Source organism: Bdellovibrio sp. HCB2-146 (assembly GCF_047345725.1).
In the GTDB taxonomy this organism is placed as follows: Bacteria; Bdellovibrionota; Bdellovibrionia; order Bdellovibrionales; family Bdellovibrionaceae; genus Bdellovibrio.
In genome coordinates this window covers 702,646-717,181 of the sequence record NZ_JBLEQP010000002.1, presented here as the reverse complement: position 1 = coordinate 717,181, position 14,536 = coordinate 702,646, and the positions used below count along the sequence as shown (strand labels likewise).

General features: G+C 46.1%; 12 protein-coding genes. 6 read left to right on the top strand and 6 right to left on the bottom strand.

What is annotated here, in order from left to right; genetic code table 11:
* Position 1 precedes the first annotated feature (1 nt).
* The 5 genes from ACLWOR_RS14370 to ACLWOR_RS14350 all read left to right on the top strand — a co-directional run bounded on the left by ACLWOR_RS14370 (position 2) and on the right by ACLWOR_RS14350 (position 3,735).
* The gene (locus ACLWOR_RS14370; RefSeq protein WP_413941460.1) at positions 2–1,408 is read left to right on the top strand and encodes a sigma-54-dependent transcriptional regulator; all 1,407 of its coding nucleotides are present in this window, start codon (positions 2–4) and stop codon (positions 1,406–1,408) included.
* 16 nt (positions 1,409–1,424) lie between these two features.
* The gene (locus tag ACLWOR_RS14365) at positions 1,425–1,853 is read left to right on the top strand and encodes a ferritin-like domain-containing protein (protein ID WP_413941459.1); all 429 of its coding nucleotides are present in this window, start codon (positions 1,425–1,427) and stop codon (positions 1,851–1,853) included.
* A 41-nt stretch (positions 1,854–1,894) separates the two neighbouring features.
* Positions 1,895–2,500, top strand: coding sequence for a class I SAM-dependent methyltransferase (locus tag ACLWOR_RS14360; RefSeq protein WP_413941458.1), 606 nt, complete (start codon positions 1,895–1,897; stop codon positions 2,498–2,500).
* A gap of 67 nt (positions 2,501–2,567) precedes the next feature.
* A complete protein-coding gene (locus ACLWOR_RS14355; protein WP_413941456.1) occupies positions 2,568–2,744 on the top strand; it encodes a hypothetical protein in 177 nt (58 codons plus the stop codon).
* A 151-nt stretch (positions 2,745–2,895) separates the two neighbouring features.
* Entirely contained in the window at positions 2,896–3,735 is an 840-nt protein-coding gene (locus ACLWOR_RS14350; RefSeq protein WP_413941455.1) for a DUF6279 family lipoprotein, read from the top strand.
* Between the two features lies 1 nt (position 3,736).
* Here ACLWOR_RS14350 and ACLWOR_RS14345 read toward each other — a convergent pair whose 3' ends face one another.
* The 5 genes from ACLWOR_RS14345 to ACLWOR_RS14325 form a co-directional block, all read right to left on the bottom strand.
* The gene (locus tag ACLWOR_RS14345) at positions 3,737–6,952 is read right to left on the bottom strand and encodes a hypothetical protein (RefSeq protein WP_413941454.1); all 3,216 of its coding nucleotides are present in this window, start codon (positions 6,950–6,952) and stop codon (positions 3,737–3,739) included.
* A 98-nt stretch (positions 6,953–7,050) separates the two neighbouring features.
* The gene (locus ACLWOR_RS14340) at positions 7,051–7,497 is read right to left on the bottom strand and encodes a hypothetical protein (RefSeq protein WP_413941453.1); all 447 of its coding nucleotides are present in this window, start codon (positions 7,495–7,497) and stop codon (positions 7,051–7,053) included.
* Positions 7,497–8,183 (bottom strand): 3D domain-containing protein, encoded by a 687-nt coding sequence (locus ACLWOR_RS14335; protein WP_413941452.1) that lies wholly within the window; start codon positions 8,181–8,183, stop codon positions 7,497–7,499. The genes ACLWOR_RS14340 and ACLWOR_RS14335 overlap by 1 nt, the downstream gene beginning before the upstream one ends.
* 210 nt (positions 8,184–8,393) lie before the next feature.
* Entirely contained in the window at positions 8,394–9,968 is a 1,575-nt protein-coding gene (locus ACLWOR_RS14330) for a methyl-accepting chemotaxis protein (RefSeq protein ID WP_413941451.1), read from the bottom strand.
* 158 nt (positions 9,969–10,126) lie between these two features.
* The gene (locus ACLWOR_RS14325; protein WP_413941450.1) at positions 10,127–11,947 is read right to left on the bottom strand and encodes a hypothetical protein; all 1,821 of its coding nucleotides are present in this window, start codon (positions 11,945–11,947) and stop codon (positions 10,127–10,129) included.
* A gap of 56 nt (positions 11,948–12,003) precedes the next feature.
* On the opposite strand from ACLWOR_RS14325, the gene ACLWOR_RS14320 reads away from it, so the two are divergent.
* The gene (locus ACLWOR_RS14320) at positions 12,004–12,357 is read left to right on the top strand and encodes a hypothetical protein (RefSeq protein ID WP_413941449.1); all 354 of its coding nucleotides are present in this window, start codon (positions 12,004–12,006) and stop codon (positions 12,355–12,357) included.
* 500 nt (positions 12,358–12,857) lie between these two features.
* On the opposite strand, the gene ACLWOR_RS14315 is transcribed toward ACLWOR_RS14320, so the two are convergent.
* Positions 12,858–14,522, bottom strand: coding sequence for a response regulator (locus tag ACLWOR_RS14315; RefSeq protein WP_413941448.1), 1,665 nt, complete (start codon positions 14,520–14,522; stop codon positions 12,858–12,860).
* Positions 14,523–14,536 lie beyond the last annotated feature (14 nt).

The window sequence follows — 14,536 nt, the reverse complement described above, 5'->3', positions numbered from 1 at the left end:
GATGAAGTCGAGAATTCTTGTAGTCGATGACGAAGAATCAATACGCGAGTTTTTGGAGATCATGCTGAAGAAAGAGGGCTATGAAGTCACTCTTGCTGAAGATGGTCAAAAAGCTAAAGATTTATTGGCGAAGAAAACTTTCGATATGATTATTTCGGATTTGCAAATGCCTCACGTAACGGGTGTTGAGCTTCTGAAGCATGTGAAAGATTCTTACCCAGATACAGTGTTCATGATGATCACAGCATTCGGTACAACTGAAACAGCTGTTGAAGCTATGAAGATGGGTGCCTACGACTATTTAACAAAGCCATTCAAGATCGACGAAGTTCGCATGAATATTCAAAATGCACTTCGTTCTCGCAATCTCGAAGTTGAAAATAGATCTCTCAAAAAAGAACTCGTCAAAGAATATTCTTTCCAGAGCATGATTGGAAATTCTCCAGCAATGCATTCTATTTTTGATATGGTTCGCCGTGTGTCACAAACGCCAACAAACGTTTTGATCACAGGGGAATCAGGTACAGGTAAAGAGGTTGTAGCAAAGGCGATTCACTATAATGGTCCATTGAAAGATCGTCCATTCGTAACAGTGAACTGCGGTGCGATTCCTGAGAACTTGATGGAATCAGAAATGTTCGGTCATAAAAAAGGTTCCTTCACGGGTGCCGTGGCAGATAAAGCCGGTCTCTTTGAAGTGGCTGATGGTGGAACGCTCTTCCTCGATGAGGTGGGTGAGTTGCCTCTGACAATCCAGGTTAAACTTCTTCGTGCTATTCAAGAGCGTGTGATCCGTCGCGTGGGTGCTACGGAAGATAACAAAGTTGACGTGAGAATTATCGCGGCAACAAATCGTAATCTTGAAGAGATGGTGCAAAAGGGCGGTTTCCGTCAAGATTTGTTCTATCGTTTGAATGTTATCAATATCAAAACTCCAGGTCTTCGTGATCGCCGTGATGATATCCCGTTGCTCGCTAATCATTTCCTTAAGAAGTACAATGAGCGTTTGGGAAAAAACATTGGCGCGATCAGCGTTGAGGCAATGGATATCCTTAAAAAGTACGACTACCCAGGTAACGTGCGTGAGCTTGAAAATATGATCGAGCGCACAGTGGCGCTTGAGGGTGGTGCGACCATCTTGCCAGAGTCTTTGCCACCAATGGTAAATACGACAGCAGGGCGTAAAATGGCTTCATCTAATGAAATCGAAATCGGCGACGACGGTTTGGATCTCGATAAGGTGATGGGTCAAATCGAAAAAGAACTTTTGGTGAAAGCGATTCATGCTGCGGGCGGCATCAAGAAGCGAGCTGCAAAACTCCTTCATATCTCTTTCCGATCTATGCGATATCGCATTGAAAAATATAACCTTGGTGTTGTCGGCGACGACGAGTTAGACGACGAATAAGAGATAGGGGAACCACATGGCTAAAGAAAACAAGAAAGTCATTGCATTGATGAACGAACTTATCGAGATGGAAATCTCGGGGGTTATGCGCTATCTTCACTATGCCTTGATGATCAAGGGACCTAATCGTATTCCAATCGTAAAGTGGTTTCATGAGCAAGCGATGGAAGGCTATCAGCATGCTTCCACGATCGGCGAAAAGATCACGTCATTAGGTGGTCATCCTTCTTTGAAGGTGACTCCGGTGCCTGAAACAAAGACTCACAAAGTTTTAGATATCTTAAAGGAAAGCTTGGAGTTTGAAGAAAAGGCCCTTGAAAAGTACAAGGAAGTTCTTGGTCACGTTGGAGACGACATTGCCTTAGAAGAACTTCTGAGAGAGATGATTCGTCTAGAAACAGAGCACTGTGATGAAGTTCGCAAGATGCTCGATACAAACTATTAAGATCTTTTCAAAAGGGCGCGTAGGCGCCCTTCTTGGTATTTATGAAATTAAATTTGGGTTGTGGTTTCAATAAAAAAGAAGGCTTTATCAATGTCGATTGCGAGCCATTGTGCCAACCCGATGTCGTTCATAATCTTGAAGTCACACCTTGGCCATTTCAGGACAATCAGTTTGATCATATTCTTGCCTCCCATTGCCTTGAGCATTTAGGGGAAACACGCGCGACTTATATGGCGATTATTCGCGAGATGTGGCGTGTGTTAAAGCCAGGTGGCACTGTCCATGTTTTAGTTCCGCATGCACGTCATGACAATTTCCTTCACGACCCAACCCATGTGCGAGTTATCACACCTGTGGGACTTGCCATGTTTGATCAAATTCGCAATATCCAAGATTTTGAAGCGGGTGGGCAAGAAACAAAATTGGGGCTGTTCACCGAAGTCGATTTTGAAGTGACACAAGTGGGACATGATTTGATGGATCCTTGGAGAACAGCACACGCAAAAGGCGAGCTTCCAAGCGACCAATTAGAATTTATTCTGGCAACGCAGAACAATGTTTGTCATCAAGTTCAAATCTTTATGAAAGCCCACAAACCCATGCGAGGGGCTCAATGGATTGCCTCCCGTTTAAAGGGCCAGCCATAAGATACAAGAGAAATTAGATCGACCGTTTTAAAGCTTTTGATAGGCTTTTTAAAAATGGGAGGTCGTCTTGAAAAGTTCCAAACAGAAGCAGCCTAAAAAGAAACCCGCAACTCGTCGTATTGAACCTACAACGCCCACTCCGCGTTCTGAGCGTTCTATGAGAACACAAGTGCCCACCACAGGCCAAGTGCACAGAACGGCTGATGGAACAATTGAGGAAAACTCAGAAGAAGCCGCTCCGTAATATTTTTTTTCTCGGCGATCGTCGGGACTTCGGTTCTTGTCTCAGTCTTTTTCGCTAATCTTTGTTAGCCTGTTTTAAAGGAGTCGAGACAAACCGAGTCCCTCAACATTGATCTTCTTACTTCAGACGAACTCGTGCACAAAAAATCAGGATGAAAAAATTGGCATTGGTCTGTCTAGCCTTTATGGGGCTGACTGCTTGTAGTCGTTTGGATATTGCACTTCGTTGGGTCGACGTCTTTATTGCCGGGAAAGTAGATGACTACTTCGATTTAAACTCGCAACAGAAAAAAGAACTAAAAAAATCAATTCAACTGGATCTAAAACAGATTCAGGCAAAACTTCTTCCACAATGGATTCACAATTTCAAAGAAATTGAAAAAGACGTCAATAGTGGTTCTCTCGAAGAGCAGAAGGTGGCTGGTTATTTTGCGTCGTTCATGAGTGATGCAGAAGGAATCAAACGCTATTTTGCCGATACGGCTGTTCAGCTTGTTGGAACTGTGGATGATTCGCAAATGAAACACTTCAGAAAATCTTTTTCTAAGAAAGCGGAAGAAGACTTGGTTAAAGCTCAAAATCCTGAAAAGTTGCGCGAAGAGTATAAAGATAAATACATCGATTACTTTGCCATGTTTCTTGGGACATTGACGAAAGATCAAGAAAAGAGCGTGGATCAGCACTTGCAAACCTCCTGTTTTCCTGCCGCCCTTAAAGTTAAAAACAATGAATACGTTTTTGAAAAATTTATGAAAGAATCGGATAACAAAGAGAAAAGAAAACAGTTTGTTCGGGAGTTTTATGTGCATCCGGAGCGCTTCGAGCTTCCAGAATACAAACAGGCGAAAGCTCAGTATCAAGAGAGTTTAAAGAATTTGATCACAGACGTTTTGGTTCGTATGACGCCCGAGCAGAAAGTGCGACTCAAAAAAAATCTGATAGAAAAAACGGCGCAGTTGGAGAAAGCCCAAGGCTATATTCGCTCGCTCTAATTTAACTAGGAGTTTTCAAAGCGAACGTGCTAGCTCTTCCTGCATGAACCAACGCCCAGTCAGTGCCGGTACCCAAGCGAACAGGGGAGGAGATATTGCTGCCGATGATACCTTGCCCAAGTCGTCCGCTATCATAGTAGCCCCAGATATAAACTTCGCCGTTGGAATTCAGAGCGGTGCTGTGATTGGTGCCGGCGCTTATCTGAACCCAATTCGAAGCGGATCCAATTTGCACGGGGCTGCTAAAAGCCGTTCCCGTAACACCAAGTTCACCATAGGTATTACTTCCCCAACTCCACAATGTTCCGTCGGAGCGAATGGCGATCGCATGGGTGCTGCCAGCGGAAATCTTGCTCCATGCTAAGGCACCAATGCGGATCGGAGAACTATTAGACGTGATATTTCCAAGCCCCAATTGGCCGATGCTATTCAATCCAAAGGCCCACAGAGATCCATCACTGCGAATGCCATAACTGGAATTCGTTCCGGCCGAAACTTGGACCCAATTTGTTTCTGTTCCAACTTGAGTTGCCGATTCACCTAAATGCGTGTCCAACATAGGAGAGCCCAGTTTACCGGTCGAAGTATCGCCCCATGCCCAGAGTGTACCATTGGATTTTATACCAAGGCCGTGAAGATATTTTCCTGATATTTGCGACCATGTGTCTGAGCCTACTTGAAGGGGACTAAAGAGAGGAACTCCTAATGCATATTCAGAAACATTTCCCCAAGCCCAGTAGCTGCCATCAGATTGTTTGGCGAGAATGCAATATTGACCAACACTAATCTTACTCCACGGATTTGCGCTGCTGATTTGCATGGGACTTGAGATATTCCTCAAGTTACCAAGCCCCGTTGCTCCGGCTCCATAACCCCAAACCCATAGGCTTCCGTCAGTCTTCAGTGCAACGGAATTGGGTTGGGAAGGAAATGAAAAAACATCGGCCCATGTCGTTTGAGTTCCGACCTGAACAGGCGTCATTCTTGTTGAAGTATCGCCAAGTCCTAATACACAAAAGGTGCCGTATCCCCAAGTCCAAAGAGTTCCATCGGAACGAACGGCCATGCTGTGATCACGACTTGCGGCAATCTTAAGCCAAGTGCTCGTGCCAATCCGTGAAGGCGAGGCGGAGTTGATTCCCAATTTGTTAGATTCATTTGAGCCCCATGCCCACAATGTGCCGTTTGCCTTGACGGCAAAATGGCAGTTGTTTCCGGATGCAATATCAACCCAAGTTGTGTCGCTTCCGACTTGAATAGGGCTGCTAACGCTGAGTCCATCGATGGTGCCTGTAAACCAAATTGTTCCGTTCGTTTTTAAAAATAAAGAACTCGTCTGTCCAACTGTTGCTTTGCTCCAGTCGGTGCTTGTTCCTAGCTGAGTTGCAGCAGTTCGATTGTTGTTGTTGCCATGCCCGAGCTTTCCACCTGATCCTGAGCCCCACGTGTAAACTTCGCCACCTATGTGAACTCCTGTGGCAGTGCTTCCGGCTGCGGCGATCGAACTCCAAGTCGTCAGGCTTCCCACTTGTACCGGACTAGATTGGTGAACTGATGAGCCGATACCCAGCGTGCCTAAGGTGTTTTGCCCCCACGCCCAAAGAGTGCCGTCACTTTTTTTAGCAAGACTATAATAACTTGACGCTGCAACAGCGACCCAAGTGCTGCCGGTTCCAATTTGAATAAATGTACTTGCATTGGTGCGAGTGCCGTCACCTAATTGTCCGAGTGAGTTGTCGCCTACGGCCCAGAGTGTTCCGTTTGAGCGCACAGCAATTGTATGAGCTGCGCCTGCCCCGACAGATTGCCAGTTGCTGAGCGTGCCGATTTGCACGGGCGTTGTCACATATGTTGTTGATCCATTGCCAAGGCGGTAGTTGCCGGCATTGCCCTCACCCCACAGTGTACCGTTTGGCTTTACTGCTAAGGAGTGGCTTCCGCCCCCAGGAGATATGGACGACCAGTCGGAATCTGTTCCAATTTGAGTAGGCGTAAATTCATAATTAGGACTCACAGCCCCCCAGCGCCAAAGAGTGCCGTCGCTCTTAATGCCAAATGCTTGTGCGACTCCTTCAGCTGTTGAAAAAACCTTTGACCAATTAGTGTCTGTGTTGACCTGAACAGGTAAGAGATAAAGAATACCCGTTCGTCCATCTGTATAATTGCCCCAAGACCAAAGGCTTCCATCGGAGCGAAGTCCAAGACCATGTGTTTCTCCAAGCGAAACATCGGTCCATGTCGATAAGGAACCGACTTGAATAGGCGTACTGCACTGAGTGAAAGCTCCGTTTCCGAGCTCACCATAAAAGTTGTAGCCCCAGGTGAAGAGAGCTCCATCACTCCGAATAGCAGCGGAAGACTGTTCACCCGTCTTTATGACGTTCCATGTTTGACCGATACCAATTTGCACAGGAGAGCTTCGAGAAGTGGTATTCCCAGTACCCAGTCGTCCGTAAAGTCCGTTTCCCCAGGCCCACATGCTGCCGTCACTGCGAAGTGCAAGGCTGTGAGAATCAGACGCGCTTACTTTGGACCATGTCGAAGTGGTGCCGACCTGTTGAGGAGAGTAGTAGTTTGTCGAGTTGTTATGTCCCAAAACTCCGTTGGTTGCTAAGCCCCATGACCAAAGAGTGCCATTTGTGCGAACAGCAAGAGAATGATTTTTTCCTGCAGAAAATTCAGACCACGGCGAAGTTGTTTCGACTTTATAAGGTTCCCAAAAAGCACGACCTGTTTGGGACTCGGTGACGTCGCCCCATGCCCAGAGAGTTCCATCTTGTTTCAGTGCAAGCGATCCCGTGTTCGTCGTTGCAATTTTCGACCAAACCGTGAGTGTGCCGACCTGAACGGGGGAAACGGAAGAAGTGCTATAGGTACCTATCCCTAATTGACCGAAAGAATTTTGCCCCCAGCTCCACAGTGTGCCGTCTTGGCGAAGTGCAAGTGCGTGATTACCGGAGTTCGAGACATCAATCCATCTTTTGTAAGGAGCACCAATGGCAACAGGACTCCAGCGTGCTGTCGTGGAGAGATCACCGAGTTCGCCATTGAAATTGTATCCATTTGCAAACATGTTGCTAAGAATGGCACGTTTGGCTTTACGAACTCTTGCTCCAACAAAGGCCTCTGCTAACAGTGGTGATGTGGAAATAACTACGATCTTTAAGAAATTTCTTCGAGAGGGTTCGAATGTGAAATCTTTTTTTTGTCCCGTCATCAACGATTATTTTAGGGAGTCGAATATGAGGGAGCAAATTTTTCTCAGAATGAGATGGAATTAGCGTTACCCCTCAAGGAGCTGTGGAACACTGACTCTTATTTAGCGCCAGATTGTGTTGCGTTTGCTTTTCTGTTTGCTTCGCTTTGATTTGAGAAAAGATCGAGAGCTTGCAGGCGCACGTCTGCGATATTCTCGCACTTTTTCAAAGCCTGTTTGTCCTGACAGTATCGATAAAGCTTTACTTGGAGATCTTTCCAAGACGCGGCCCACTCGGCGGCTTCGTTGAGTTCGGTCTTTGTGACCTCTTGAAGGAGTGGAATATCTTTAAGTTTCGATAAGAACTTTTCTAAGTAGAAGTCTTTTTGTTCTTGATTCAAATCAGCAAATTCATCGTACGTGAACATCCAAAATGGAGGCTTGTTGAAGTCGATGCGGCTTTCATCGGTTTTAACTGAAGCATCAATGACTTTTGCAGCCGAAGAATATTCGGCAATGAACATATTTAAAACGAAAACGAAAAGAATAAAGAGCGGTGCGCGCATTATTTCGTTCCCCTTGTTGAATTGCGTGAAGCGATATTGCGAGTGCTCACAGCGCCTCTGAGGGCATCTTCGATCATGGCGAGCGAAGTTTCATAATTATTTGAGAGGCGAGGAACCACCGAGAAAAATTTGTGATCTGAGCAATTGCCTTTATCAACCATTTGCATGTCAGGCAATGCCTTCGTTCCGAAGGCATTGTTTTTAGTATACATATTGTGTGAGCCCGTAAAGAAGTCAAAGCGATTGATTCCTTTGATTGCGCCGCCTGTGTCTTGAACGATAAAGAACCCTGGGTGAACCATTATTTTCCCGTTTGGCAAAGTGACGACACGACCTTTCATAGATGGCATTTGTATGATATCGCCCATACGGTAATAACGAGGATCTGCCGCAATAGAAATATATGGAATAAGACATTTGCCACTCGCGCCAAAAGCAGTTTCACAAGAACCTAACGACTTAATTTTACCGTTGTAAGTGAGGATACGATTGCCTGGAAGAGTTCCTGAGCCCTGCATTCGAACTTGTTTGCGGAATTTTGAGCACGGTGTTGAAGATTTACAGTAATCACGCACATTCGGAATGAAGTAGGTTGATGTCTGTGCGACATTGCTTGCACACATTTGCGAATGAGCTACGTTTGCAATCGCGAAAAGTGTTCCAAGAACAGTAAATCTGCTTATCAATTTGAGACGATTTGAAAGTTTGGCGTCATTGCTCATACTAGCTAGTGGAGCAAACTTGATGCCGCCTCAAATATAACTGTTATGGTTTGAGTGCTCAACTGCGCACAAGAAGTATGCAATAGGTGTTAGCTTGGACACGTCTTCTCTTGCTGTTTCAGATCTCATTTTGAAAATAAAAACCCCGCTTTGTTGGAGCGGGGCGGTTCTAGTTTATCCGGCTTGGTCAAATGGAATGGCTTGTTCGGCCGAGCCTTTTTGCTCCATCGTGCGGCCTTCGACAATTTGAATTAACTCTTGAACCATCGCGTGCATTTGTCGTGAACGGGCAGAAAGTCCTTCGGCATTTTTTGCACATTCTCCGGCTGCTGAGGCGTTGTTTTGCGTGACTCGATCCAGATCGTTTAAGGACACGTTGATTGAATTTACACCTTGAGCCTGTTCAGAGCTCGCCGTGGAAATTTCGATATTCAATGAAGTCAATTTTTCGATTTGTTGAACGATCTCATTTAACATCACACCGCTGGCCTGTACGACTTGATGGCCGTTTTCAATTTTTGTAACACTGTCTTGAATCAATCCGGAAATTTCTTTTGCTGAAGTGGCACTTCGTTGCGCCAGGGCACGGACAGCATCTGCCACAACTGCAAATCCTTTTCCTTGCTCGCCCGCGCGTGCCGCCTCAACCGCCGCATTGAGAGCCAAAAGATTTGTTTGGAAGGCGATATCGTCGATCACCGAGATAATCTCTTCGATTTTTTTCGAACTCTTGGCGATCTCGTCCATAGAAAGGATGAGTTTTTCGACTTCGTCCTTACCGCTGCGAGCTTTGCTTTGAGCTCTTTCTGCAAGCGAGCGTGCCTCGTTGGTATGTTCTGCATTGAGTTTGATCATGCTCGACATTTGTTCCGTTGCGGAAGTAGTTTGTTGAATCGAGGCGGCGGCAGTTGCGGCCGCGCCATTCAGATCTTGGGATGATTTTGTGATTTCAACACTCGTGCGAGCCACGCCCGTTCCCGTGTCCTGAAGTTTTTCCGCAATCCCTGAAAGCGCACGCATCGGTGTTTTTAAGAAGAAGAACGCCAATGCCATCGCGAAAACTGAAAGACCTACAGACCATCCAACAATTCGCCAAATAGCGGCGGTTGCGGCGGCTTTAATAGAGGCTTTGCTTGAGATCACGGCAAATCCGCCGTGGAGTTTTCCATCCACCCAGTTTTCCATTTGATAGCCTAAAATGTCTTTGCCATTTTTCCATGGGGATTTTGCCGGATCACCGTGGCAATTCAAGCAACCTTGAGATGCGGTCAAGCGAACAGGACGATAGACAATGGTCTCTGTGTCAGTCGTTGTAAAGATCTCTTGAAGCTTTGGATCTGCTTCGAATCTTTTAAAAATCGCCATTTCTTCTGTGGTCGCACGGTTGTCAGGATTTCGAGGTTCGTCAGAGAAGATACGGAAGGTGTAGCCTTCTTCTTTTGCACCCTCTGCGCCTACTTTCATCGCTGCAAAAATAGGGACTTGCTTTAGAATCGTCAACTTGGCTTCCTTCGGAAGATTGCCATCTGGATGTTCCGTGATTGCTTTTTCAATACTGGCGTCGAGACCGCCTTGAGCGGCAATGTAAGAGCGAACGGCCTCAAGACGCGACAGAATAGCTTTTGATTTTTCAATCAGCTGAGTTTCTCCTTGTCCTGATATTTGTGCTGATGAAACAAAAACGGCGGCTGCGGTACAAATCACGCAAGCAAATGCAATGCTCATCATGACCTTGGTATTAAACTTCATCTTGTTTCTCCTTGAAAAAGATGATCGTTTATCGAACAAATGAACGTCGAACTTTTGTTATGTTTGAGTAATAAAAAGAAGTTTAATGAACATTTACGAACGTCTGTGTGGTCCAGGAAAGAGGACGATGGGAGCTAAGGGAAGCTCCCATCAAATTTTTATGGAGCGACAATAACCTGTGCGAATTCTTGTTTTTTAGATTGAATCGCAGCTTCTGAAACGCTCACTTCTTTTTCAAGACGAGATTTTTCTGCAAAGTACGGGGTTAGGATCTTATTCAATTCCGACGAACGATCTTGTCCGGCCGCAATCTTCGTCAAGACTTCTTGTAACCGAGTTTCTGTGGCTGCAAGTTCTTGTGCTTTTTGATTACGACTTTTCAGAGCGCTGTTTTTGTCACGATCCAAGCCGCTGAGTTCATTACGAAGTGCGACCACTTTAGCAGATTTTGTATCCAGGTCTGCTTTGAGTTGAGCGTACCCAACTCTTTGATCGAAAGATTGTAAGGCTGCCTGCTTTGAGGAAAGGTCATCGCGGTAACGAATGACCGAACTTTCCAAAGAAGGACGTTGGGCTACAAGTTCTGAGATCTGTGAACGCAGGCTTGGAATTTCGTAGTCTGTGTAACTGCGGATTTTTGAATCTAACTGGCTCATGACGTTGTTGAGATTTGTCAGGTTGTTTTGAGCCCAGTTAAAGTCCGCCGTCAAATATCCACGTATTTTATTAACTTCACGGTCGGCGTCGTCTTCAATACGGCGAACCAGATAGTCGCAGGTATTAATGCGATTGTGTCGGCAATAGCGCATCACAGGATGGCTACGAAGGCGCTCTTCAATTTCGCGGTAGTCATTAAAACGACGAAGGATATTATCTGTCGCTTGGACATCATATTGAGAACGTGACAACTCGCTTTCTACATCACGCAATTGAGAACGCAGGCGTAATACTTCATTTTCATAAGACGCGACAGTGTCACGTTTTTCAGTCAATGAACGCTCGAGGTCGCCCAGACGCCCTTGGCTCTTTTGCAATTCGCGCTTTGAAATTGCAACAGCTTCGGCCAGGCGATCGTGTTCCGGCACGTGAGGAGAAATGGCTTTCCAAGATGTATCGTAGTCAGCATTGGCAATGGAGATTTCAGATTCTTTCACAGCGATTGCGTACTGCAGATCTTGCATGCGTTGATCCAGTGACTGAATTTGGGTTTCGAGCTCGGACTTGCGAATTTGTAAATTCACGAGTTCCTTTTTCGTGAGGTTGTCCAGATTGCCAGTAACAGAAGAGAGCTCTTGAAGGTGTTTCGCATACTGCGCCTGCAAGACAGCAATATCTCTTTGCAGCCCCGCCTTCTGAGCATTTAACTGGAGAGCGTTAAAAAAGATCGCACGAAGGTTTGCAGCTTCAGTCTCATCGATTTTGAGTGGATCGACACCGATGGCTTGCGCCGGAACAAAACTGAGTTCGAAATCGTTGCTCAAGGATTTGTTCGTTGCACATTTTGCGGCTAAGGAATCAACGGCGTCACTTGAGCCACGGAGTGAGAAGTCAATTTTTTTAGCTGTTCCACTTGCATCTAAAGCTTGGACCACGAGACGAGTCTGTCTTTTGATATATGAGATCAGGCTGTTGGTATTTCCTGGGATTTGCCAAAACGAAACTGTTCCAGACGAGTCACGGAGAGCAGGGAAGGCAAATTGCTGAACGGGTTTTACTTCCGTCGTCAGACGAAAGGCTTTTGTTGTTGCGGAACTTGGTAATTCGCGAATCCAAGCTTCCACAGGGGAAAGCCCAGATTTCTCGAGGCTCAATTGAAAAATATATTGTTGGCCGTTGGCGATTCGAGTCGTTGAAACGACACATGAAGTGCCAAGATCTTCAAAAGACCAATCTTTTGTGACGACAGGTTTCGCTGAAACGGATGCGCCAACAAGTATCGAAGAGAGTGCGATATTAAATTTGATAATTCGTTTAAACATATTTCAATCCTCTCAACTGAATAGAACCTTGATCAGAATGATTTCTTGGACCTGGTTTGCCGCCACCGGGTTTTCCAGGCGCACCGGGATTTCCTGGTTTAGGTCCCGGAGGTCGCGGCGTTCCTTCAGGAGGTTTGGTTCCTCCCGGAGGCTTCGGCTCGGGTGGCTTTGGTGCCGGAGCTGGTGGCTTTGGTGCCGGAGCTGGTGGCTTTGGTGCCGGAGCTGGTGGCTTTGGTGCCGGAGCTGGTGGCTTTGGTGCTGGAGCTGGTGGCTTTGGCGCTGGAGCTGGTGGTTTTGGCGCTGGAGGCTTAGGTCCCTCTGGAGGTCGCGGTACGGGTGTTGGTAGTGGACTCTCAGATCTTATGCATTCTCTTGAAGACACTTGCTCTGACGAATTTGAACAGGAGTAAATAGAACAATTTGTGAAATGGCGCTCGCAATATTCGCGAGCATTCCTTTCAGCTTCATATCGATTGCTGCCAGTTCCTTTCAAAGAAACAGTTTGCCCTTGATAGTTACGGCCGGTCGCTTCGCAAGTGACAAAATCAAGAGAGCAAGTTTCAACACAACGACCGTGCTCACGCAAACACTCGTCACAGCTTCGATGTCCCGACCAATGTTCTTCCGAACCCCTGTCAACGGCACGGCAGGTAAGGTCGTTGGAGGCCATCGCAGGGAGTGCGATGAATGCACCAAGTGTGAGAAGCAGTAATTGAATCTTCATTTTCATGGGGAGACTCCTTTTCCAAAACGAGCAGACTGCAAAAACAAGGCCTTTAAAAACGGTATCGTTTTGCACCTGCGGGAAGGAGCTTCAATGTCGAACTAATTTTTCAGAGGCGGAGAATGCGCTCTTTTGTCCCCAGAAATTGCAACGGGGGAACGGCGAGAAGCAAAAACCCAACGAGGTCTATGGGTGATGAAGGTAGGATTGGATGGTTTGAAGCAAAAGTTTTGAATTGATTGGCTTTGTTAAATGATCTGCAAATCCTGCAGCTAAAGTGCGTTCTTTATCTTCTTTCATCGCGTGAGCTGTTAAAGCAATGATAGGCTCTTGAAATCCGCGCTTGCGAAGTTCAGTGAGAGTGCCATAGCCATCCAGTCCCGGCATCTGTATATCCATCAAGACAATATCATAGTGTTGTTTGAAGGCTTGCTTCAGAGCTTCTTCGCCACTTTCAACTTCGGTGACCTCTAGTCCTGAGTTGTTCAAAATTGTTTTGATCAGTTCTCGGTTGTCCGAAGAATCATCCACAGCCAAGACTCTGAAACCTGCAAATGAATTTTGCACCTCTTCGGTCGGAGCCTCAGGCAAAGGAACGACCGCAACTGGGTTGGCATCTTCAGCTTGAAATGAAAACTCAAAGATGCAACCCTTTTCCGGCTCACAGTGAACGATTCTAACATCGCCGTCTAAAGCGTGAGCCAAGTTTCGCGAGAGTGCAAGGCCAAGCCCCGTGCCGCCAAAACGACGCGTGGATGTGACATCCGCTTGGGTGAACGGCTGGAACAGACGCTCCGTCTGCTCCGCAGTCATCCCGATGCCAGTGTCTTGAATTGTAAAAAATATTTTGTTGCGAGTCTGGGTTCGCTTTTCGATCTTGCAGGAAATTTTCACCGAACCTTCCGATGTGAACTTGATCGCATTCCCAATTAGGTTTATTAAAACTTGGCGAACCCGAACCGCATCTGTCACAACCACCAAATCTTTGATCTCGGCCAATGAATAATCTAATTGAATATTTTTTTCAGCGGCAGGATCAATGAACATTGTAACGACTTCTTGAAGCAAATTTTGAATTTTCACCGGCGCCATTTCAGTTTCGAATTTTCCGGCCTCGATTTTTGATAAGTCCAAAATGTCGTCAATAATTCGAGTGAGCGATTTGCCATTGCGAGAAATGACATCCAGATATTTTTCTCTCTCTTCGCGTTCAAGTTCCTCAGTGCCCATCAATTCTGCAAAACCAAGAATCACTCCCAGGGGCGTGCGAATTTCATGGGACATATTTGCTAAGAAAGCCGATTTTGCGCGGTTAGAATGCTCAGCTGCATCTTTTGCAGCTTGCAAGGCCGCACGAGTTCTCAGCACTGACGTTGTCGTTTCGAGAATCGTACAAAGCATTCCCGAAATTTTTCCATCGGCATTGAATAGGGGAGAATTACCGTAGGTATAGTAATTTCCACGCGTGTTGCCATCTTTAACTTCGATGTCAAACTGCACGTCAGATTCGAGAACGGTTCCACCAGATTCGACTTTGCTGACGATGGCTAAAACTTGATCCCACACTTCGGGCCACACTTCATCAAGGCGCGATCCCAATGCTCTTGGATGACGATGTTGCAAGATTGGAACGTAAGCATCGTTATAGAAAACTCTTCGTTGTGGGCCCCAAGTACAATACATTCCCACCGGGCAGTTGAAAACAATGCGCAGAGAATTGATAAGGCCAAAATCCCAGTTTTCAATCGGACCTAATTCGGTTTTTGCCCAATCGAAATTCAAAGTGGCTTGAACCATTTCACTGGTCTCTGTGATTTCTCCGAATAGATTTTCATGCTTTTTCAACGCCACTGTCCATTTTTACA